Annotated in this window: 24 protein-coding genes and 2 pseudogenes; 9 read left to right on the plus strand and 17 right to left on the minus strand. The window is 37.1% G+C overall.

Features of this window, described 5'->3' with window-relative positions:
• Positions 1 to 47: 47 nt before the first annotated feature.
• From ACWYN3_RS06790 to ACWYN3_RS06805, 4 genes are all read right to left on the minus strand, one after another.
• Positions 48 to 1,436: an outer membrane beta-barrel family protein gene (locus ACWYN3_RS06790; RefSeq protein WP_456220447.1), complete on the minus strand. Its 1,389-nt coding sequence runs from the start codon at positions 1,434 to 1,436 to the stop codon at positions 48 to 50.
• Between the two features lie 101 nt (positions 1,437 to 1,537).
• Entirely contained in the window at positions 1,538 to 2,020 is a 483-nt protein-coding gene (locus ACWYN3_RS06795; RefSeq protein WP_456222916.1) for a TonB-dependent receptor plug domain-containing protein, read from the minus strand.
• Positions 2,021 to 2,040: 20 nt separating this feature from the next.
• Positions 2,041 to 2,418 (minus strand): carboxypeptidase regulatory-like domain-containing protein, encoded by a 378-nt coding sequence (locus ACWYN3_RS06800; RefSeq protein WP_456220448.1) that lies wholly within the window; start codon positions 2,416 to 2,418, stop codon positions 2,041 to 2,043.
• Complete coding sequence (locus tag ACWYN3_RS06805; RefSeq protein ID WP_456220449.1) at positions 2,415 to 3,926, minus strand: serine hydrolase; 1,512 nt, start codon at positions 3,924 to 3,926, stop codon at positions 2,415 to 2,417. Before ACWYN3_RS06805 ends, ACWYN3_RS06800 begins: the two co-directional genes overlap by 4 nt.
• Before the next feature lie 208 nt (positions 3,927 to 4,134).
• Between ACWYN3_RS06805 and ACWYN3_RS06810 the strand changes: the two genes are divergently transcribed.
• The 3 genes from ACWYN3_RS06810 to ACWYN3_RS06820 all read left to right on the plus strand — a co-directional run bounded on the left by ACWYN3_RS06810 (position 4,135) and on the right by ACWYN3_RS06820 (position 6,432).
• Entirely contained in the window at positions 4,135 to 4,572 is a 438-nt protein-coding gene (locus ACWYN3_RS06810) for a phosphatase PAP2 family protein (RefSeq protein WP_456220450.1), read from the plus strand.
• 253 nt (positions 4,573 to 4,825) lie between these two features.
• Entirely contained in the window at positions 4,826 to 5,575 is a 750-nt protein-coding gene (locus ACWYN3_RS06815; RefSeq protein WP_456220451.1) for a glycosyl hydrolase family 18 protein, read from the plus strand.
• A 50-nt stretch (positions 5,576 to 5,625) separates the two neighbouring features.
• A complete protein-coding gene (locus ACWYN3_RS06820; RefSeq protein WP_456220452.1) occupies positions 5,626 to 6,432 on the plus strand; it encodes a LamG domain-containing protein in 807 nt (268 codons plus the stop codon).
• Positions 6,433 to 6,528: 96 nt separating this feature from the next.
• On the opposite strand, the pseudogene ACWYN3_RS06825 reads toward ACWYN3_RS06820, so the two are convergent.
• Positions 6,529 to 7,888, minus strand: a pseudogene (locus ACWYN3_RS06825) (Gfo/Idh/MocA family protein).
• 11 nt (positions 7,889 to 7,899) lie between these two features.
• Positions 7,900 to 9,260 (minus strand): annotated as a pseudogene (locus ACWYN3_RS06830) (3-keto-disaccharide hydrolase).
• A gap of 365 nt (positions 9,261 to 9,625) precedes the next feature.
• Here ACWYN3_RS06830 and ACWYN3_RS06835 point away from each other — a divergent pair.
• The 5 genes from ACWYN3_RS06835 to ACWYN3_RS06855 all read left to right on the plus strand — a co-directional run bounded on the left by ACWYN3_RS06835 (position 9,626) and on the right by ACWYN3_RS06855 (position 11,347).
• Complete coding sequence (locus tag ACWYN3_RS06835; RefSeq protein WP_456222917.1) at positions 9,626 to 10,081, plus strand: alpha/beta fold hydrolase; 456 nt, start codon at positions 9,626 to 9,628, stop codon at positions 10,079 to 10,081.
• Entirely contained in the window at positions 10,050 to 10,415 is a 366-nt protein-coding gene (locus ACWYN3_RS06840) for a hypothetical protein (protein ID WP_456220453.1), read from the plus strand. Before ACWYN3_RS06835 ends, ACWYN3_RS06840 begins: the two co-directional genes overlap by 32 nt.
• Positions 10,416 to 10,549: 134 nt before the next feature.
• Positions 10,550 to 10,924 (plus strand): hypothetical protein, encoded by a 375-nt coding sequence (locus ACWYN3_RS06845; RefSeq protein WP_456220454.1) that lies wholly within the window; start codon positions 10,550 to 10,552, stop codon positions 10,922 to 10,924.
• 7 nt (positions 10,925 to 10,931) lie between these two features.
• Positions 10,932 to 11,075: a hypothetical protein gene (locus ACWYN3_RS06850; protein WP_456220455.1), complete on the plus strand. Its 144-nt coding sequence runs from the start codon at positions 10,932 to 10,934 to the stop codon at positions 11,073 to 11,075.
• Between the two features lie 62 nt (positions 11,076 to 11,137).
• A complete protein-coding gene (locus tag ACWYN3_RS06855; protein ID WP_456220456.1) occupies positions 11,138 to 11,347 on the plus strand; it encodes a hypothetical protein in 210 nt (69 codons plus the stop codon).
• 207 nt (positions 11,348 to 11,554) lie between these two features.
• Here the strand turns inward: ACWYN3_RS06855 and ACWYN3_RS06860 are convergent, their stop codons facing one another.
• The 10 genes from ACWYN3_RS06860 to ACWYN3_RS06905 form a co-directional block, all read right to left on the minus strand.
• Complete coding sequence (locus ACWYN3_RS06860) at positions 11,555 to 12,202, minus strand: SDR family NAD(P)-dependent oxidoreductase (RefSeq protein WP_456220457.1); 648 nt, start codon at positions 12,200 to 12,202, stop codon at positions 11,555 to 11,557.
• Between the two features lie 82 nt (positions 12,203 to 12,284).
• Positions 12,285 to 12,887 carry a Crp/Fnr family transcriptional regulator gene (locus ACWYN3_RS06865; protein WP_456220458.1) on the minus strand — a complete coding sequence of 201 codons (603 nt, stop codon included), beginning with the start codon at positions 12,885 to 12,887 and terminating at the stop codon, positions 12,285 to 12,287.
• Positions 12,888 to 12,892: 5 nt separating this feature from the next.
• Positions 12,893 to 13,978, minus strand: a complete 1,086-nt coding sequence (locus tag ACWYN3_RS06870; protein WP_456220459.1) for an AI-2E family transporter — start codon at positions 13,976 to 13,978, stop codon at positions 12,893 to 12,895.
• 346 nt (positions 13,979 to 14,324) lie between these two features.
• Complete coding sequence (locus tag ACWYN3_RS06875; protein ID WP_456220460.1) at positions 14,325 to 14,900, minus strand: Crp/Fnr family transcriptional regulator; 576 nt, start codon at positions 14,898 to 14,900, stop codon at positions 14,325 to 14,327.
• A gap of 7 nt (positions 14,901 to 14,907) precedes the next feature.
• Positions 14,908 to 15,195: a hypothetical protein gene (locus ACWYN3_RS06880; RefSeq protein ID WP_456220461.1), complete on the minus strand. Its 288-nt coding sequence runs from the start codon at positions 15,193 to 15,195 to the stop codon at positions 14,908 to 14,910.
• Positions 15,196 to 15,716: 521 nt separating this feature from the next.
• Entirely contained in the window at positions 15,717 to 15,989 is a 273-nt protein-coding gene (locus ACWYN3_RS06885; protein WP_456220462.1) for a hypothetical protein, read from the minus strand.
• Between the two features lie 70 nt (positions 15,990 to 16,059).
• Positions 16,060 to 16,725, minus strand: a complete 666-nt coding sequence (locus ACWYN3_RS06890; RefSeq protein WP_456220463.1) for an MBL fold metallo-hydrolase — start codon at positions 16,723 to 16,725, stop codon at positions 16,060 to 16,062.
• A gap of 81 nt (positions 16,726 to 16,806) precedes the next feature.
• Positions 16,807 to 17,892 (minus strand): PepSY-associated TM helix domain-containing protein, encoded by a 1,086-nt coding sequence (locus ACWYN3_RS06895; RefSeq protein ID WP_456220464.1) that lies wholly within the window; start codon positions 17,890 to 17,892, stop codon positions 16,807 to 16,809.
• On the minus strand, positions 17,892 to 18,068 hold the full coding sequence (locus ACWYN3_RS06900) for a hypothetical protein (protein WP_456220465.1): 177 nt from the start codon (positions 18,066 to 18,068) through the stop codon (positions 17,892 to 17,894). Before ACWYN3_RS06900 ends, ACWYN3_RS06895 begins: the two co-directional genes overlap by 1 nt.
• Entirely contained in the window at positions 18,026 to 20,245 is a 2,220-nt protein-coding gene (locus ACWYN3_RS06905) for a TonB-dependent receptor (protein ID WP_456220466.1), read from the minus strand. Before ACWYN3_RS06905 ends, ACWYN3_RS06900 begins: the two co-directional genes overlap by 43 nt.
• Positions 20,246 to 20,786: 541 nt before the next feature.
• Here ACWYN3_RS06905 and porV point away from each other — a divergent pair.
• Positions 20,787 to 21,959: a type IX secretion system outer membrane channel protein PorV gene (gene porV, locus ACWYN3_RS06910; protein ID WP_456220467.1), complete on the plus strand. Its 1,173-nt coding sequence runs from the start codon at positions 20,787 to 20,789 to the stop codon at positions 21,957 to 21,959.
• A gap of 23 nt (positions 21,960 to 21,982) precedes the next feature.
• On the opposite strand, the gene ACWYN3_RS06915 is transcribed toward porV, so the two are convergent.
• Positions 21,983 to 22,543, minus strand: a complete 561-nt coding sequence (locus tag ACWYN3_RS06915) for a hypothetical protein (protein ID WP_456220468.1) — start codon at positions 22,541 to 22,543, stop codon at positions 21,983 to 21,985.
• Positions 22,544 to 22,547 lie beyond the last annotated feature (4 nt).

Raw genomic sequence — 22,547 nt, forward strand, 5'->3', positions numbered from 1 at the left:
GTCTTTTTTGTTCATCATCAAGTCCGGTAGCTCTGTTTCTAGAAGATTTAACGGTTTTTTTTGCCAAAACGGTAAGTGAAAGTTAGCCTGATACTAGTTGTGTTCCCAAATTGTTCAAGATTGTAGATATTGCCTGGTAAAGTACTATATATTCTGGCTTTTTGTGAATGGAAGATATCAGTTACACCTAATTTCAGGTTACCCGTTTTATCAGGGAAGTTATAGCGTAGCCCGGCATCTGCACCATACATACTTTTTACTTTAAAGGCCCCTTCAATTTGTGGAGTACTGAATGATAATGCCGCATCAGCGCTAAATAGTTTGCTCAATGTGAAATTATTCTGTGAATAAAAGTTTCCGCTGAATTGCTTAGAGTTCAAATCTGCTCCGTTTAAATCTGGTGCTTTTATTTGTTTAAAATATCCCAGTACATTATTATTCATATTCCACCATTTGGTAATTGTAACCGGGAAATTAAGCGTCAGAGACAACACATCTTCAGATGCAAGATTTAAAATAGTCTGATACATTGATTTTCTAACTTCATTTTGCAATAATACTTGTGTGATCACATCAGCAGTATGGCTGTAAGCTAAAGCGGCACTATATTTTTTTTTGAACAAATAGTTGACCTCCAGATTAGTTGAGTACTCGGGTTTCAAATTGGGATTACCCTGATTGTAGGTGTACTGATCCAGAAAAAAAACAAAGGGATTTAAGTTTTGGTAATTTGGTCTGTGGATTTTTCTCGAATAAGAGAAATTTAAGTTATTATCATCATCAAAATTCTGGCTTAATGACAGGGAAGGGAACAGGTCTGTATATTTTCTTTCAGTCAATTGATTTGTTGTAATAGAGTTACCAGTCGAATTTGTATGTTCTGCCCTTAATCCACCTTGTAAAGAGGTCTTTCCTAGCGTAATATTTAACGTTGCGTAGGCCGCACTAACCTTTTCATCATATAAGAACCGGTTACTTTTAGTATCATCAAATACCCAGCTTCCTTTAACATTGTTTTCATAAATATAGTTGTTATCACTTTTTACACTGGCTATTTTAACACCGGCATCCAGTTTGAATTGCTTATTGATAGGTAATGTATAATCTGCTTTGATTGCCTTGATATCAATATTTGACGGTGAAGAGTTTCTGTAAATCTGACCATCCTTAAAGAATTCTCCAGTTGGGAGAAAAAAACGGTTAGTGTAATTTGTATTATTAACCCCATCAAATGTAGAATAATCTGCATCAACACTTATTTCCTGCCCTGTGGTATCCAATACTCCTTTATAATTGATATTATAAGAGAAGTTTTTGCGATTTGACGCACTAAAACTTGGCGTTTTTAATACAGAATCAATTACCTCGAATGAATTTCCAATGTTTACATTGCTAATCGTCCCTCCTGTATTATCACTGATATTTCCCTTGACCAAAAATCCTAGTGTATGATTTTTTGATAAAAAGAAGTCAGATCCAATTTTAAAGTTCTGTGATTTATTGATTGTAGTATCGTTATTGCGCTGTCCAAAGTATATTATGGATTTGTACCTGGCGTTATGCGATTTATCTTAAGTTGCTGGTTGCTCTCTGATCTGTAATAGCCATAAGAACCGAATACATTAAAATCCTTTTTACGGTAATTTAAGTTAATGGAATTGTTAGCTATGAGGTGTTTGTTGTATCCTCCGCCTAAAGCTAAATTTCCATTAAACCCTTCAGTCTTACTTTTCTTGGTTTTGATATTGATAATACCTCCTGTACTATTTGCATCATACCTGGAGCCCGGATTATTGATGATTTCTATGCTTTCTATTTCATTACTTTGCATAGATTTCAGCAGATTGACTACTTCTTGAGAGCTTAGGTAAGTCTGTTTACCATCAATGGTAACCAGTACATTGCTTTTTCCAGAAAGAGAAATGTTTTCATTGTGATCCACATTAATACCAGGAGCTTTTTTTAGTAATTCAAGAGCAGTTAAGCCTGCGGCCGATGGGGTAGCATCGACATTAAAGATTAATTTATCGGCTCTGCGTTCTAAAACCGGTTTAGCGGTGTGATGCTAACTTCATTGAGACTTTTTGAATTCTCCTTTAAAGTGATGAATGGAACTTGAAAATCTGAAGTGCTATTTAATTGAAAGGGAGGAGTTTTAACCTTATTATAACCAATTGATGAAGATATAATATAGTATTTGTCTGGGACAGCTATGAAGCTGAATTTCCCATCCTGATCAGTCATTGCAGTGGTAACCAGGGACGAATCCAGGGCAGTATATAGCAGGATAGTTGCAGCTGGTAAGGTTTGTTTACCATCTTTAACAGTCCCATTTATTTTGGAAGTTTGCTGAGCGTATAGGTTAATTGGGAATAGATAAAGTAAAAAAAGGAAAGTTGTTGGTAATAATAGTTTCATCCTGGTTGTTTTTGTAAGTTAGATATGAAAATAGGCGAATAGTTACATCTTTTTACAAAAATCTTAATATAAATGGATTTTGCCGGGAAAGACTGTTCTGTTATTAATTTGACTTTTCTAAGGCCACTATAATTTTTCTTGCTTTCATCATTTTCCGGATTTAGCTCCAATGACCGTTTATAATTCAGTAAAGCCAGGTCTTTATTTCCTTGTTTATAATATGCTTCCCCTAAACTGTCAAATACATTGCCTGATTTAGGGAATAGCCTTGTGTTATGCTGGAAAATAAGAATTGCATCAGTGAATTTGTTCTTGCGCAAGAGATTATATCCAATTTCGTTCAGTGTTACTTCTCCATCAAAATCATATTCATCATTGTGTTCTTTTTTCATTTTTTCAAAGAACGCAATCACCTCTTGTCCATTCATTTGTTCCAGTTGCTTACTAAAGCCACTTACTACTGATTTTTTAATTTGGTTATAAGGTTTTCCATCCAGAATTGCCTGTATGGAGACATTAAAAGTATACAGATTATTCTGCTGATTATTTGTCATCAGGATTACCGTTCTGCCTTTTGATACTGTACTTACCAGCAAGGCTTGATAATTTCTCGCAGTACCATCATGTTTATGTGAAATCATCAGATCGCCTTCCATAGTACCACCACCTAAGCCTCCTTGTTGATTCGGGCCGAAAGCTATCAGAATTTGTTTTGTAGATGCAGGGCTGATTAGTTTAAAGTCTGTGATTGCTTTGGCCCATTTATAAAAATCATCTAATGTAACAGCCACCCAGCCATCAATCGGGTAGGTGAGATCATCCTCTTTTTTATCATTGTTATAAGCTCTGGCAATTAATATATCGTTACTTGATGGATCTACGATCGACATTTTCATCCCGCAAGGTTTTAATAAATTTTGCTCTGTAAATACTTTAAATGATAAGCCCGTAATCCTTTCTATTATCCTTCTTTGCAGAAATACATTGTTGTTGTTATAAGCGTATTGGCTTCCGGGCTCAAAATCCAGTTTCTCTGTGTTTTTTAAGTCTTCTATATTCTCAGCATTATTTTTAACGCTCTTCCATTTTACATCTGGCAGGCCGCTGGTGTATTGCAATAGATTGATGATCCGAATCTTTGACGCCCAAAATGGAAATTCAGGAAGGTATTTTGAAATCGGATCTTCCAGATTTAGTTTTCCCTGTTCTTTCAATATCATAATGCCCACTGCATTAAATTCTTTAGCTATGGAACCAATGTGAAAACGATACTGATCTGTTAACGTGGTTTTGCCGGATGCGTCTGTGAAACCAATAGCATCCTTGCAAATCACCTTATTATTCTCTGCAATCAATATATTACCGTTAAACAAACCAAGGTGATTTGCTTTATGCACAAGAGAATCAATTTCTGAAGATTTACTCATTTGTGCACTGGCTGCCTGAGAAAAGAATAGCAGGTTACCAAAAGTTAACACTGTTAGTGCAGATTTTTTTAAGGTATTCATACAAGTTAGGTTTATAAATAGACTCACTAAAAGCAGAATTGTTGCAAGAATCGGCAAATATATATGATAGTGCATAGGGGTATGGGAATAGTTTATCGTTTACCCTGAATATGTGGAAACCGGTAAAACAATGCCCTTTTTTTTTTTTGCTGTACTAGCTATATTGCTGATAGTTGGGGGCAGCTCATGCTTCTTAGCTTCTAAGCTGATGAGTTTTACATTCCTGAATTTTTACCATTCAGTATGGCTGGATCATTTCTTCTCTTATTATACAGTAATGGGCGATGGCCTGATGTGTATTCTAGGCATTATTGTCTTGTTTCTTGTCAGAAAAAAGAGACTTGCATTAATTTTGCTGGTTGCTTATCTGAGCTCGGGTATTTTCGTTCAAATCATAAAAAGGATCATTAATAATCCCAGACCCAGTCTTTATTTTGATCAGATAAATTTCAAGTATTCATACTTCGTCAATGGGATAGATAAGATGCATTCAGGGTCATTTCCTTCTGGTCATACTACTTCTGCTTTTGCTATGACGATTGTGCTTGCGCTCTATTTTAAACAAAAATGGATGAGTTTATTGTTTTTGTTATTGGCTGTCCTGGCAGGTTATTCCAGAATATATCTGGCGCAGCATTTTTTTTAGAGGATGTAATGGCCGGAGCATTGATCGGAACTGTATTTGGAATAGGAAGCTATCATTTGATCTGTCAATTTGCCGATAGGAATAAAGCGGCAAATACCAGTTTAATAGGCTTGCTAAAATAATTTATCATAAAAATGATTTTCGTGTAGGCAATTGGTTCATTGTAAAGGTCTCTACCTTCGTAACGCATCATTGGAGACCTTCCGTTTTGCGGATTACATTAACCAAATATTAGACCTAAACAACGTAATCTATGAAAAGACTATCCATTTTTGGAATGGTTATCCTGACCTTTTCCTTATTTCTTTATGCCTGTAAAAAAGAGCAGAAGAACGGCGAACTAAACAATGCTTCCTCATCAACGAAGGTTGCCAGTACTGCAAGCTTGCTTGCGACCCCATTTACTACTGCTTATGTAGAAGTTAACAGCAATAACTTTTCAAACCCCGGATGTTATACTTATGGCTCACCAGCGAAGCAGCTATTTGGGGTTTCCGTTATTTTTGCTGCAAATATTAACTCAACAAACGGTGTACCTACTTTATCCTTTAATCCTCAAGTTCAGGAAGTTTTGTCATCCGGGAAAGTTGCTTACCTGCAATCTTTAGGGATAAAGGTAGTCTTAGATGTATTAGGTAATCATCAGAATGCGGGTTGGGGTTGTTTTACCAGTTATGCCGATGCTGATGCTTTTGCAATTCAATGTGCCAATGCAGTACAGCAGTATGGTTTAGATGGGATAGATATTGATGATGAATATTCGGCTTGTACAGCAAATGATGGTTCTTTAGTATTGGCAGCAGCAGCTTTAAGAGCAAGGCTTGGGGCTTCAAAATTAATTACAATGGCTGCATTTGGTCAGTCCAATTATTTTTCGTCTACTTATGGCGGGCAGAAATTGGGTGACATTTTAGATTATGTTTTTGAACAAACTTATTTTTCTACAAATTATGCCAGTAGGTTACAACCATATATTGACGCTGGTGTACCAAAAGTAAATTAGGATTAGGTACAGATTTAAGTAACAATGATCAGGCAGCAGTAGCCACTTATGTGAAAAATAATGGTCTGGCTAGTGCGATGGTTTATAATGTTGCTAATAATTCTCAGGTAAAGCTTTCTTCGATCTCAACTGTGTTATATACTTCCCCGACAGATGTTAAGGCAAATTGCATAGATGGGGGAGGTTCGACAGCGCCCAATCAGTCCTTAAATTTTGATGGAGGTTCTAAGTATTTAAATACGAATATGTTTAACCTTTCGGGGACAAGTTTATCTTTTGAAGGATGGATAAAACCAACTGCATTTAAGAGTGCATTCCCTAATATTTCTACAGTGATGGGAATTGAAGTGAGTGATGCGAATGTGGCTCTGTTAAGACTAGGAGATGCAAGTCTGGCTAACAATAAGTTGCAATTTGTTTTAAATACTGGTGGGGCTACACCTAAAAAATTAAACTCAGTTACTGCACTAATTGCGAATACATGGTATCATGTAGCAGCAGCTACTTATGATGGGACAGCGATGAAAATCTATATTAATGGGGTGTTAGATGCGAGTTTAAGTGCAACAGGAGCAATCGTTGCAAATGGAACTTTACAAATTTCAAGAAGCTGGGATTCAAGCCGTGGTTTTGCTGGTCAGTTTGATGAATTAAGAGTTTGGAAGACTGCACTTTCACAAACACAGATACAAGCGAATACTTGTAGTGTGAGTCCGACTAGTGCTAACCTGGAGGCTTATTGGAAGCTTAACGAAGGGAGCGGGACTACGACAGCCGATGCGACCGGGCACGGGCATAATGCTGGTTTAGTAAATATGAGTGGGACGGATTGGAAGACGAATGTACCTTGTCCGTAATGTAGTTCTTAGGATTTAGGACTTTTTAGAATGAAAACTGCCTTTTACTGGTTTTACCTGTGAAAGGCAGTTTTTTATGTGCATATTTTGATGTTGTTAATATTTAAATACTTTATCATCTACCATAACTTCCTGTGTTAATTCATCAAAAATAGCCTTTTTTCCTGTTCTAACTGCCGCATTCGTCATGATATTAGCAATAGAATGATAATAACCAGCTTCTACAGGAGCATGAGTTTCCTGACGGCTTCTTATACACTCCATCCAATTTCGCATATGGGCAGAAGTCAATTGATCACCCCCGGTATTAGCAGAAGCCACAACTTTTTCTACCATATCAGTCAATTTCACATCAGGCAATAGATTTGGTTTCATATGCATGGCATTCGCAGCATCAGCTTTGAGCCCGCCTTTGGAAGAAACTGTATTCGTATTCAGATTTAGTTCACCACCATTCGAGTAATAAATTTCCGCAGGATTTTCATCACCATTATACATTCTGGAAGTGAAAACTACCTGAAAACCATTTTCCGGATCATTTTGCTGGCCATAGTCAAATACTGCTGTGGTCGTGTCCCAATTTCTGCGCCCATCTTTCCATTGGTAAATTCCACCATTGGCAACTACGCTGCGGGGGATTTTTTAATCCTGTGAACCAGTGTACCGTGTCAATCTGATGTGACATCCATTGTCCGGGCATCCCTGAAGAATATGGCCAGAACAAACGATATTCAAGATAGATACGCGGATCCCACTCTTCAAAAGGACGGTTAATTAAAAAGCGTTTCCAATCTGTATCCTCCTGTTTTAACTTTGCTACAAGATCTGGTCGGCGCCACCTTCCAGGCTGATTTACATTCCAGCTCAAATCTACCATTGTAATATCCCCAAATTTGCCAGACTTGATGAACTTCTCTGCTGCTTTATAATTGTCGCCACTTCTTCTTTGAGAACCTATTTGCACAATTTGTTTAGATGCTTTAACGGTTCTTAATGCCGCACGTGCATCTGACATGGTCTCAGCAAAAGGTTTTTCACAATAAACATCGCATTTGGCATTAATCGCTTCTATGGCATGTATGGCATGCTGAAAATCGGCCGTACTTACAATTACAGCATCAATATCTTTTAATCCATATAATTCCTCATTATTACGACAAGCTGTAATATCATGTCCTAATTTGGTTTTTAATAAATTCTCTCCCAAACCTCTGCGATAACTCCACAGATCTGATACTGCAACAATATCAAAATTCAGTTCTTTATGATGGTTCAGGAAACCCGGTAAAAGGGAGTTTGCAAAACGGTCAGAAAAGCCTATTACACCAACTCTTACCCGATCATTTGCTCCAATTATATTTCCATAACTTTTAGCTGTTAAACCCATAGTCCCCAGATAAGTTCCGGCAGCCGCGATGGCAGATTGTTTGATGAATTTTCTTCTTGATGATAACATAGCCGGAGGGATTAAAGATTTTTCAATTTGATGCTTCTAAAAAATACCTGGTCACCATGATCCTGCAGAAGGATATGACCTTTTGGAGCCATTCCAAAGTTTTTCCAGTCTTTATATTTACTATCTGCTACCAGGGCCAGGAATTCTGCCGATCCTCTGACATATTCCAAAATTTTTTAGCCATTTAACCAATATTCGATCTTGTTATCGGGATAAACCCTGATCAGACCACTGTTCCACTCGCCAATTTTTTTTTGCGAATTAGGAATCTTTTTGCTGGTGATCAAATCATATAAAGAGCCAAGCGTCCGGTTGCCATTCTTTCCTAATTTCGCATCAGGATGCCTTTTGTCATCCAGGATCTGATACTCTGGGCCAATAGCCGATCCTTTATTTCCCTCAGTAAGTGTTACAAAATACTTGACGCCGCTGTTTGCACCCTGTGTTAACTTGAAATCGAACTTCAGTTCAAAAGCACTGTATTGTTTTTCGGTTACGATATCGCCACCATTAGTAGATTCAGAGCCATTGGATTTTTGAACACTTAATTCTCCATCTTTAATCAGCCATCCACTTGCAGGAAATCCTATTTTATAAGCTCCTTTCCAACCTTTGTTGGTTTTTCCATCCCATAACAGACTATAACCATCAGCCTTTTCCTGTGAAGACAAATCGTTCGGAACCAGGTTAACAACATAAATGTGATCAATTTTTGAAGGTTTAAGATTTTCCGTTTGTATGCGGATATTACGCCAGTGTATCTGTTTGCCAGCCTGATCGTCTTTGCCAATCGCATGTACTTGTAAGGCGATAAAACCAGTAGGAGTCATTGAATCGATAACATTAGCGGTGGGCACACCGTTGATCCAGGTTCTGATAGAATTTCCAATGCATTCTATGCGGTATTTATTCCACTGTTCATTTATAAATGCCTGTTGTCCCTGAGGGTTAATATCCAGTGGGTATAACCAGCCTCTTCTTGCCTCATCATAAATGCCGCCGGAGAATTTGCGATCTGAGGGATCAACCTCTACCTGATAACCATGTACCCTGCCATTTTGATAAGCTTCATTGCTTTCACTGCGGATTTGTACGCCAGAGTTCATAGAATTATCTACTTTCAATTCTAATTCGAGGATGAAATTGGTGTAGTTTTTTTCTGTAGCCAGGAAAGAGTTGGTGTATTCGAAACGGTTGTACCTACGATCTCTCCGTCAACAGCCTCATATTTCGCTTGTCCATTGAGTTGTTTCCAACCCTGAAGATTCTTTCCGTTAAATAAATTATGCCATTTGGGGCTTTGTGCAAGCAGGGGTAGCGGAAAGCTGAGAAGTATCAAGCCTGCCAGGGTTAATAGATGCCTTGTTTTCATATTTGGTTTTATCGGTTGATTCGTTGTTCTTGCTAAAATATTATAGCTTATTCATAAGGTACTCAAAATATAAGGTTATGGGATTTCCTATTTTGTAAAAACTTGGTTATAGTTCAAACTGCAGCCAGCCAGGAGCTTTCCTGTAGTTTTTTAATTGTGTATAGTTTTGATGGATTGTAAAGGCAATGTATCTTCGTTTGAAATTGAATCCTGATTAATGAACAACTCTTCCAAATTCATCGTGACTTTCTGTTTTCTGATGATCTCCATAAATAGCTATGCACAAGTAATCTATTCTAAAGCTTGGTGAAAAAAAAAAGCCACCTATCATATTTATTCATGGGGGGCCAGCTGGAAACTCAGTACTGTTTGAAGGTACTACTGCTCAAAAACTTGCGGACAAAGGATTTTACGTTATTGTTTATGATAGAAGGGGTGAGGGCAGGTCTTCAGATCCCGATGCTAAATTAACTTACGAAGAGGCTTTTAATGATTTAAATCGTATTTATAAGGAATATGGCTTAAAAAAGGCTAGTTTAATCGGTTTCAGCTTTGGGGGCTTAGTAACGATTCAATACGCCGAAAAATATCCGCAGAATATTAATGCTATTGTACTGACCAGTGCTTTGATCTCTCAGCAACAAACATACAACCATATACTCAATGAAGTAAAAAAAAGCTACACTCAAAGAGGTGATACTAATCAATTAAAAAGGGTGTCTCAGATTGCAAATCTTGATAAAAACACTGCAAATTATAGGAAAGAGTGTTTTGACATTGCAGGTGAAAATGGATTCTTCGAAGTTTCCGGAACCAGATGAAGAAGCTAAAGTGATTCGTAAAGGATATGAATCCAGCAATTTTAGCAAAAACGATGTAAGAAATAGAAAAGCCCCGGCAATTTTCTATCAAAATGAGCAGCGGAAAAACATTGACGTTAGCCCATTATTGAATGAGTTGAAAAATGGCTCAACAAAAATATATGCTTTATATGGTAAGCAGGATGGGATCTTTTCGCCGCTACAAATCAAAAATCTGGGAATATTAATTGGTAAGGATAATTTCAGATATCTTGATAAAGCCTCACACTATCTCTTTGTAGATCAGCAGAAACAATTCCTGGATAACGTAGCCAATTGGCTTGGTAATCAATAGAAAATTTGATGTGATATGTTTTTTAAATTAAATTTATTGTCGTATTAGGAACTCTCTCTTGTTGTAATTCTAATGTGGAGTTGCAACGGCAGAGCAGTTGAAGAATATTACTCTAAAAGCTGATTCTTCAGAATATGCAAGCTTATTCCTGCAAAACTGCAGGAACACCTATCCAAAATTCAAAAGTTGTAATTGATAAAAACTATAAATTCCCTCAGGTATTCAGAGCTGATGTAGCTATTGAGAAAAACTTAGGTAATGGTTTTGCTGCTACATTTGAAGCAATCTATACTAAAGATATCAATGCAACGCGTATGAGAAATGCAGCATTCTCTCCATGGTATAACTGTATTGATGCAAACATCCTGCAGGACTTTTATATCAAAAGTGGTAATACAAAACATACTTTGCAGTTAAGTGCTGTTGTAATCAATTTGCCTGACCTATTAAGCAAAAACTGGGGTATCAAACAGTTTAACACTACGAATAGCCCACTTAGCGTTACCTAATCTGCAATTGAGCAGTTTAGGCTATCAGCAAAGCAGTCCTTTTAGTTTGGCTACTACGTTGCAATTGAATTTTGGTGCAACGGCAAAAGTACCTGTAGGGAAATTTTTAATAGAAGTACTGGACGGAAATGCGGTTGTTAGTACTGTGTAACTTTTCCTACATGGTCAGGTTATGATTTAACTTATGTTCCTGCTACAGCTACGTTTCCTGCAGTGATTAATCATTCTATAAGTTATGTATTACAGGATACTAATTATCCAAATACCGAGGTTTATAGCGGAGCTATTTTACTTAAGCTTTCCAAGCTGAATTTAGCAGCTGGTAAAGTTTATGGTATCAGAGCTACTGCTTATGCAGCAACTCGTACTTTGGTTTCTACAATGACTCAGGCTTCGTTTTTCAAAATCGTTCCTGCGGCTTAAAAACCAGCATAGTTTAATATTAAAGGCCGCATAATCCAATTGGATTTTATCCGGCCTTTTTTTATGTTGTGCCTGAGATGGGTGTAAACTCATGCGTGTAATATTTGATTCTACACCAAAGAAGCACCTCCATCAACAATTATAGTCTGTCCTGTTCCATATTCCTGTTCCATCAAATACAGATAAGTTTTAGCTATATCATCGGCATTACCAAACCTTTTTTACAGGTAATGAATTTTCAATCTGACTATACATTTCTTCTCTTCGATCTGATGACATACCAGACCACAAATCTGTTTTTACCACACCAGGAGAAACTATATTTATTCTTATGGGCGCTAGATCAATGGCCATTGCTCTGGTAAAACCTTCCATGGCTGAACAAATACTTGCACCCAGTGACCAGCCTTTGCCAGGACGATTACTTGCTATACCACTTGTCAATACAATTGAACCTTTTGGATTAATATATGATGAAGCATATTTTACAGCAGTAAAAGCACCCCAATACCGGACATCAAAAAACTTACGTGCATTTTCCAGCTGCGTGTCCTTAAGATCTCCAAGCTGAAGATTTTCACCTGCAGTAAATATGAGATGATCAAAAAAGCCTATTTTCTCAAATACATTTTTCACTTGTGTTTCATCAGTAACATCAATTGCATAACCAATCGTGTTTTCGGGTAATTCGCTTAAAGCTTTATTGATTCGATCCTGATTGCTCGAAAGAACTATTATTGTTGCGTCTTTTGAAGCGGCAGCTTTCGCAGTAGCCAGGCCAATGCCTGAAGTTCCACCTATAATGACAATTTTTTTTCCATGTAAAACCTCATTGTTTGTTACGATCTGTTCCATTATTTTAAATTTCAATATTTATGGAAACAAAGGTAATGTGGCTATTACAGAGGGGATTTACCAAATGGTAAAAAGCAATTTTCTACCTGATATTTTTCCTTATTCTGCTCAGGGATTGCTGAGTGATGCCCAGATAATAAGCGACATCACTTAATGGAACTCTTAGGGCGATGTCAGGTTGCTGGGCGATGAATTTTTGATATCGTGTTGTCGCATCTTCGCCCATATAAGAATTGCGCACTTGTATTTTGTCCAGCAAGCCTTGCTGGATAATACGGCCGATAAGATCTTTGAAATAGGGGATAATAGTATATAAATGAAGTAACCTGTCTTTCGGAAACACAATTAATTCTACCTCACAGGCAGCCACGACGATACTCTCATTTGCAGGAACACCATTGCTCAGACTTTTTAAAATAGTACAAAATCTGTGCTCTTTTAAAAAGAACAGTGTTACAGGATTCCCTTTTTCACTGATAGAAACGATTTTCAATATCCCGTTACAAACAAAGAATAACTCTTTTGCTAATTTACCTTCCTGTAATAAGATTTCGCCCTCAGTTACTTTGCGAAATTGTATGTTTTGACTAATGATGTCTTCATCCTGTTCAGGGATATCTCTGAACAGTTTAAGAAAGTTAAAAAGAGGTGTAGCTTTCGCATTGTGCATTTGTAAACTTATCAAAAATCTTATTGCTGATACAATATATTATCAATTCTTTGTTCCATATCCGGATCTTCCGGGAATCTCTTTAGATAAAACTCTTCATAATATGCTTTGATAATTGCTGCCATTGGAGCGGCAAGCAACGCACCCAATAAACCAAATGCAGTGGTCATCGCCAGCAATAGAAAAAGTAAAGACACCGTGTGAATATTCATCGTTGTGGATCTCAGTTTAGGCATTACAAAATCTGAAATGAGTTCATTGAGCAATAGAAAAAACACAAGACACCAAAATGCTGTAGCCGGACTTATTGATAAAGCAACAAGGGTGGGGGGAATAGCCATGATGTAAAAACCTATTTTTGGAATTAGTTCTGAGAAAAAAGCCAGTGCAGCCCAGACCAATGCTCCCGGAACATTCATAATGGTTAGAAAAGTGTAAACCAGAACCGCCTGAACGATACCCCCGATCAGATTGGATTTCATCCATCCACCTAGCATCACTGAGGTATGTTGCAAAGCTCTTTCTGCTTTCGGACGTTTTTCTGGATCAAAGACAGAAAGATACATCTTGATTACAGGTCTTGGATTTCCTACGAAAAATATAATCATAGACACGAAAACAATAAACAGGAATATCCCGCCAATTACTGTAAAAGAGATACTTCCTAATCCTAAAACAGTTTTCCCCAGCGAGGGAACTGCGGCTGAAATTGACATTCCATCGTCCTGAAATTCTTTATTCAGTTCAGGGTATCTCTTCAGAATATGAGAAATGTGGTTAGAAATACTTTCAAAATAACCCGGCAGATTTCCTACTAACGTATCTATCTGCTCACTGATATGTGGTACTATCAAAAATCCCAATAAAGCAGATGCAATAAAAATAGTTCCTAAAATGATCAATGCAGCCAGCCAACGCTTCATTCCTTTTTTCTCCAGGGTGCTGACTGGCTGATTAATGATCAGGCCAAGCACTATCGCGAAGATGAAAAGTATAAATACACTGACTATCTGATAGAGAAACCAAAGCAGAATAATCAGTCCGAATGAATATAAGATAACTGAAGTAATAATTCTATAAAGATCCTTAGGATGCTGATTATTCATGTGTGTTAAAATTATAATGTATTTACACTATAATTTTAACACGCAAAAAAAAGGAATGTTTTGACTAATGTTCAATCTTCAGGTCAAACACATTTCTCTGAACAACAAAATACTGATCAGCACTCCATAAATTGCTGTTCCACCATGAATCCACAGATGGAGTGTGTCACCGGGGCCGTTCGCGGACAGGATTACCAAACAATCTGTAATCGGAATAATGATGGCTGCCGTAAATATATATGCAGTGATCCGTACATTTTTTAACCAAAGCAGATATATCTTTGTTTATGTTAAATATTTATCAAAGATCTTTAGATGAAAAATTGATTTCGTTCACCCAGGTTAATTAATGTCCGGTAGAAATTCTTTTCCTGATACGGGATAGGGATTGAGGTTTGATACCTACATAAGAAGCAATATAATACTGAGGAATCCTTTGTGTTAATTCCCGGAAAGCAGTTAAGAAATACTGATATCTATTAGTTGGCGTGTCTGTATACAAGGAATTTAGCTGATGCATAGCTGCCAAATAAATCTCTTCAACAGCAAGCCTTCCGAATCTTTCACCTTCTTTGATCTCTGAATATAACCGTTGCAGGTTTTCATAGCTAATTGTATAAAGCGTTGTAGGCTCTAATGCCTGTATACTTACATGAGACACTGTTTTGGAAAGAAAACTTTGATAATTACTTACAAACTCATTTTCCTTATTAAAATACATAGTCCTTTCATTACCATCATTATTAATAAAATATCGGACCAGGCCCTGATCAATAAAGGCTACATGCCTGCAGACATTACCTTCCTGCAGGAAATAACCATCCTGTGGTAAATGTATTCTGGTAAATAGTTTAGTTATAAGATTTTCATCTTCGTCAGATAGAGAAATAAAGTAATTAATGGCAAGAATAAGGGATTTCATTGTTTTATCATTTATAAATTTTCAAATATCTTTCCATAGACAAATGCATAATAGTCTTAGCATCTTTGGTGAGATAATGTCCAAATGCCCCGTACATTCTGCAGTAATTAAATCCGTGTAATGACTGCTGAATATAAAGGACATCTTTCTTTTTAAGAGGGATATAATTAGGGTAGCTATACATCACAGAAACAGATTTTAAATCAGGGCATATTTGTATCACATCACCTACCATTAAAAGGTCTTGATAGTGTAATACAGCTGCTCCGCCAAAATGTCCTCTGCAATTGATCAATGTGATATCTTTTTTGATTTTTAGCTGCTGTTCATTCCATAAGATCAGGTTGAAATCTGTCCTTCCCAGCCATTGTTTGTCCCTTTCGTGAATGTATACCGGAACATCACCGAAAGACTTGCTCCACTGTGCGACTGTGGAGTAATAGTGTGGATGTGAGATCGCAATAACATCAATGCCTCCTAGTTTATTGACAAGGTCAATAGTTGTTTCATCCAGATTGGCAATACAGTCCCAAAGGACATTACCATGGGGTGTAATTAACAGATGTGCTCTTTGACCGATAGCGAAAGACGGTGTTGTATAAATGGCATAAATTTCTGGTGAGATCTTCTCAATAATATTCTTATGCGATTTGACAACCTGCGCCAGGGTGTCCAGCTTTGGCCCTTTGGATTTACATACTGACGGCTGTCTTCACATATTTTACAATGCTCAGGAGGTTTTGCATTAGGAGGATATTCTACTCCGCAAGTGCTGCATAAAAATGATTGGTTATCCATAACTTAAATAATTTATAATTATCTTAATGGTGTTAAGAATACATCGGGTACCCATTCAAAGCCATTATCTTTTTTACGCACATGGCCTAAGCCCGGCCATGGCAAATGATATGCTAAGGTATGAGTTTTATTTGCCGCTAACTGAGTTAGAATAGCCCTGCGAGTTTTAGAAGCCATTAATAGATCTGTATCACCCGAAAAACCCCATTCTGGATTAGGAAATTGCAATACATCTGAATGGATCAGATCAGCAATATGTATTAATTCTTCTTTGCCCGAAAATACATTCATTAACGTAAGTCCAGGTGTATGGCCTGGTGCTGCGATTAATTTTATACAATTTAATATTGTTTGTCCCTGTTTAAAAGAGTTGCAATTTAGGCTTTGCAATAGCTAATGTTTTTTTTTTTTTGACATTGACGATGAAACCAGCTAAAAAATCAGGACTGTCTTTTAAAATACTTTTGGAGAAATCGGGCTTGTCCTGAGTCCAGAAATCAAATTCTTTTTGTGCCATATGCAATTCTGCATTGGGAAAGGCTAATGTTCCGGTTTCGTTTACCAAACCACCGATATGGTCAAGATGTGCATGAGTTAATACAATAGCTGTTACATCCGAATTTTTAAAGCCCGCCGAGGATAATGCCTGAGTCAATAAGCCGGCAGTAGAAGCACTTTTTCCTATGCCACTATCAATCATAATAAGCTGATTCTCTTTGCGGATCAGCATAATCTGCATGCCAAGGGGTACGTAATCTAAAGGGCGAAAATTGTCTTTTAAAATATTGACTACCAATTCTGGCGTAATGCCGGGTGCAAAACTTGGTTGAACAGGTTTCATTTCTAAGTACCCATCACTAACAATGGTAATTTCAATTTCTCCAAGTGGAAATCTTTTATAGGCCATTGGTTCATCAGGACTACTGTCTTTATAGTTAACTGTAGTTGCTGCTAAAAGTGGTTTAAAAGGTAATGCAGTCGTTAAACTGAGTAAGGCCATTGAGCCTAACATTTTTCTTCTATCCATGATTCTTGAATTAATGCAATGCAATTTATCTGAATAAAATTAGAAAAAATGGGTGTTACTGCAACTATATTTTCTTTGTTATCATCGCTTTTTCCTCTTTTTCAACCAGATGATAAAACCGGTAATCGGTAGGCTTGCTGCAATAAAACTTACTATAGTGGCTATAATTTTGCCAAATAGCCCAAAAAGTTGGCCGGTATGCAAATCATAATTAGTGGCCTCGATGATATCTGCCCGGTTAAAATCCTTATAAAGTTTAGAGCGGATCAACTGTCCATTCTCAGCATTATAAAAAAATGTATTTCGTTTCCGTTCCCAGTCCGATGGGTAATTTAAGCGAAGCCTGATATTGCCATCTTTACGAATAGATAAAGTTGTCAGATCAGCACCTGGATATTGAACAATCGCTTTTCTATACATCCGCTCATACCTCTCAGGTATTGTCTCAGCGATAATTGACTGTTCAGCAGGTTCTGCTTTTCTTCCTTCAGACAATTTTGAGCCACTTAAAAAACTGACAGTTGTCCGGACCTCCTTAAAACCAAAATAGAGACCCGAAAGAGCGCTAACCAACAAAATCGCTGATGCATAAAATCCGAGTACATTGTGGAAATCGTAATTTACCCGCTTAAATGAACTCTTCCATTTAATAGTAAATGCTTGCTTAATTAATCTCATCTGTCCCGGAAACCATAAAATCAAACCAGATATCAGCATGAGCACAAAAATCACAACTGACCACCGGATGATAAATTTGCCAGTTTCTCCTAAAAGTAAAGAGGTGTGAATTTCCTCAACCGTAACTAAAAAATCTGGTCTTGTCTTTTTTACCAAATTTCCATTATAAGGGTTCAGATAGTAAATAAGATGTTTATTAGTTGTAAAACTGACAGTTGCATTTAATGCAGTATGATTAATTTTAATACTTGTAATTTTTTGAGTTGGAGCAATCTTTTCAAAGTCCTGCAAAAGTACAGCTAAGCTGGCCTGCGGTTGCTTGCTGGCTGGAACAAAAGCATAGTCCTTTTGCAGGTAATCTCTAATTTCTTTCTCAAAAACATACAGGCAGCCCGTAATACTGATGATCACAATGATGACCCCTGTAAATAGTCCGAGCCATAAATGGATAAACCGGGCTGCTTGCTTGAATTTCTTATTTCTTTTCATTAGAATGAATAACCAGCTGCAAGATTAAATCTACGTCCATTTCCTCTTGCGTAAACGGTATTGTTTCCATAGAACTGAGAAATACTTGGATAATAAGCTGTGTTCAATAAGTTTTCCAGTCCCAAACTTAATCTTAATGCTTTTGATGCCTGATAGACTGTGGCCAGGTTAAACAAGTTATAGCTTTTACCGGGCCTTCTCCAATCAAATACTTTCCTTTAGCATCTGGTTTAAAACGATCCCTGTTTCCTATTCTCATCCAGTTCACATCAATTGATAGATTTTTAATCCCAGAATATTTCAGGTAAATTGTAGCTTTAGAAGGCGGAATACGAGTTGTGTTTAAATAAACATCTGTTTCGCCATTGAATTTTCCATCATCATCAACATCTCCTTTGCCTTCTACATAAGCATAGTTTCCACCTACTGATAGTTTATCCATAACTGCATAATCTAATTGGAACTCATAGCCCCAAACGCGTTCTGGAATCCGTTGAGATATATATACCCCGTTTACCTCTAACAAATTTGCTCCTAATTTTGAGGTACTGATATAGTAAGCTGCACTAAGATTTACCGGTCCCAGAGAACTGCTAAAACCAGCCTCATAATTATTTACAATAATAGGTTTGGTCTGCAGTTGTTCCAGCGTATTACTTTTAGCGGCACGCAGCACTCTGCCTAATTCAAATACTGAAAAAGACTGTGCATAACTTATAAAAGGATTGAATAACCTGCTTGCAGAATATCTTGCGCCTATATTGAAAACCAGGGCATTATAATTAAGTGTTCCTCCTTTAACTGCAACACTTCCAGCATTGTTGGCACCTGTGGCAAGGGTATTAAAATCATCTACTTTAATGTTAATATTCTCAATTCTTAACCCACCTTTTATGGTCAGGTTTTTAAAAATATTCGCTGTAGTTTGTAAATAAGGGGCAACATTCACCATGTTCATATCTGGTACCCAAACGCGGCCGTCAACAAGGCTTTGAGAAGTCTTATCATTCATCAGGTCAAGGCCGTAATTAAATTGCATCAACAGGTTTTCTGAAACAGGAAGGGGAGTGTTCAGGTTTACTCTTGCACCTTTTTTAACAGAAGTAATGGCCGATTGACCACCTTCGTAGAAAGAAGCTACATTAGAATAAATGGTATAGAAATCCTGTATATATACGTTTGCTTGTAAATCTGTCTGTCCAAATATCTGCTTATTTGTGTATTGCAGGTTTGCATTGTGGTTGTAGCGAGTCCCCTCATCTTCTCCTTTACGTATACCATGAACCCCGATTGCAGGTTCTTGTCCGTAAATTCCACTTTTCAAAACATAATCGGAATGTTGTCTGGAGCTGAAATAATTGTACATCAGTTCTAATCTTTGTTTAGGAGAAAAATCATAGCCGACTTTAGCGAATGCATTGTATGTTTTAGTTTCACCCAAGCCATAGTCAGGAGAAATCACCTGATTTTTAGCATCTCTGAATACACCGGTTTTTTTTTCATAAGTACCGCTTACCACATAATCTACTTTACCACTTTTACCATAAAATTGCTGTACCACACGGTAACCGATTGTACTGTCGCCTTTGGTATTTCCGGTTAAGCCTATTTGCGAATAACCGCCCATTACTTTGCCTGTACCAGGCTTTTTAGTGATGTAATTGATTAATCCTCCTTCAGCTCCATTACCATAAATAGCAGTTGCACCTTTGATGATTTCAACTCTTTCAATTACCGAAGGGTCTATGCTGCGAATATCACGGCCACCGGCTCTCAGTGGAGTGGATTGAGGGACACCATCAATTAATACCAATACACCTCTTCCACGAAGGGTCTGACCAGAATTACCCGTTTGATTGGTAGAAGCACCCAGGCCAGGTACGCTATAAGCTAGTATGTTGGCTAGATTTGGGCTGATAACCGATTGCGTACCAATATCTTTTGCAGTTAGTATGGTTACAGAAGACGGTGTTTGAGCAAGTGATTCTGCTTTTCTGCTCGCTGAAACAATGACTTCATTTAAATCTGAGTTCTTATCCTTTAATATAAATTCAACTTTTAAGGTATCATTTGCTTTTAGTAATATCTGTGTTTCACTGATTTCATACCCTGTCATGGAGATACGAAGGCTGTAGCTTCCAGAAGGTATTCCCTTAAGTTGAAACTGACCAGCTTTGTCTGAAGAGGTCTTGATATTGAGTTTTTTAAGCTGTATAGTGGCGTAGCTGATCTTTTGATGGAGGCTGTCTGTTACTTTTCCAATCAATACGCCCTGACTGCTTTGAGCGTGCACTAAAAAGGGTGATAAGAAAAGGGATAGGGTAAATAATAATGGTAAAAGTTTAAGCTTCATGTGTGTTGATTTCCGGCAAATATACTTTTATCTGGATTTAATACAAATAAGAGTATACTTCCTGACTATTTGATTTATAGTCTTTAAACGTGTTTTGTGCCCGTGAAATTGATCAGAATTAAATATTTCAACAGGTTTTTCATATTGCATATAATTTATTTCCTGCGCTTGCAGTTTAGAGCGAGAAAAACAGCTAATATTTCACCGTAGTTTAAAAGAAGAATTATAGAAAAAAAAGAATTAATATGACAATTCTGTCTAAGGATTCAATCTCTGTTGTTTATTTAAATTACTTAATGTGAAATTAATTTTCTCGGTTATTTCCTGACGCCGATGTGAACTTCTTTCGGTGATAGTATAATATAGATAGGTGTATTTTTTTATTTAAAGACACTAAATTACTTTCCGTTTATAGTACTAAATATGCCAATAATGCATTTTTTTTGTATTCCTGAAATATGATTTTCTTGCGCGACTTTAAATAAATTTCAACTTCTTTTATTAATAATTAAATGTTTAACTTAAGTGATATTAATCTAATATGAATCAGGCATCGCTTAAAGTTGTGGCATTATCCATTTTTATGCTATGTTGTAACAACCGTTTTGCCTCTGGTCAGCAATCCGGAACACTAACTAATGGGAGTGCAGTTAGCAATCTGACCACTGCTGTTCCTTTTTTGCTGATTACTCCAGACGCAAGGTCTGCCGGGATGGGGGATGTTGGTGCAGCAACGGCTCCGGATGCTAATTCGACAAATCTAAATCCTTCAAAACTAGCTTTTATTGATGGGAAGTATGGCTTTTCTGTGTCTTATAGTCCCTGGTTAAAAAACTTAGTCCCTGATTTGAGCTTATCCTATTTAAGTGGTTATTACAGGATAGACAAAAGAAATGTATTAGGTGCTTCATTGAGATATTTTAGACTGGGTGATGTAGATTTGATTGACGCAGATCCTCAACAATCAGCTATTTATAATCCAAATGAATTGGCTGCAGATTTTACGTTTGCCAGGAAATTTGGCGAATCCTTTTCTCTGGGCACAGCAGTCAGATATATCCGGTCTAATTTGTCTTCCGGGCAGTTTGCCACTGGGCAGGATACAAGGGCGGCATCTGCAGTGTCAATGGATGTTTCGGGGTATTTTTCCAGACAAACAACGTTGTTTCAAAAAGATGCAATCATTTCTGCGGGTGGGAATATTTCTAATATAGGTACTAAGATGGGGTATGCCAATGGAAAAGTTAATTACTTTCTGCCAACAAATTTAAAGTTGGGTATGGCTGCAACATTGATTATAGATGAATATAGTGAATTTACCGCCGCAGTCGATTTCAACAAATTATTGGTTCCTACTGAGCCTGTTTATGATAATGCGGGTAATATAATTTCTGGTGAAAGTTCTGATAAATCAGTATTGCGCGGGATCTTGAATTCCTTTTCAGATGCGCCTGGTGGGTTTAAAGAAGAGTTGCAGGAAATTAGTATTTCGACAGGAGTGGAGTATCTCTATAATAAGCAGTTTGCACTCCGGGCTGGTTATTTGTATGAAAACCCTGATAAGGGAAACAGAAGATATGTGACGTTAGGCGGCGGTGTAACTTATAATGTATTCACATTGGATTTTGCTTATATTTTAGCTAATGCGCAAAAGAGCCCTTTGGCCAATACAATGAGATTCTCATTACTATTTAATTTTAGTACTGTGAGATAGCTCATTCAAGCTGCTGATTTTGATCATGGAACGATGAAAGCATCCGGGAAGCCGATTTTTTTAATTGAATTAATTATGGATCTGGCAGTTTCAATATCCTTAATTTCAACAATATAAATATTGAAGTGCCTGGTGTAATCAGCAGGAAGTATTATTGTTTTGTAATTGTATTTGAGTAATATTTTTTGTGCTTTTTGGGCACTCTTATATTGAAAATGTGCTGCCTGTACAGTAATACCATTTCTGGTCATATTTTTCTGGCTATCAGCGATGACAGCTTCATTGGTGTAATTTTCTCTGCGATTGGTATTGTTCTTACCGTAATCAATTGCAGGATTATGTTGTATAGCTGAAGTAGTATCAGTTTTAAGATTTAATGGAGTCGGGACAGGGCTGATGACAAATTCTAATCCGCTTACAACTGCCCCATCTATACTTTTTTTAATAATAAAAGGAATACCTTCAGGACTATAGGTTAGATTCAACTTGTTCAATTGTAAGGTGTCTAGCCTGGCGGTATATGTGCCTGGATGTAGGCCTAAATAGCTAAAATAACCATCCGGTTCTGTTATCGTACGACCCACCTGT

This window comes from Pedobacter sp. NJ-S-72 (assembly GCF_053890575.1).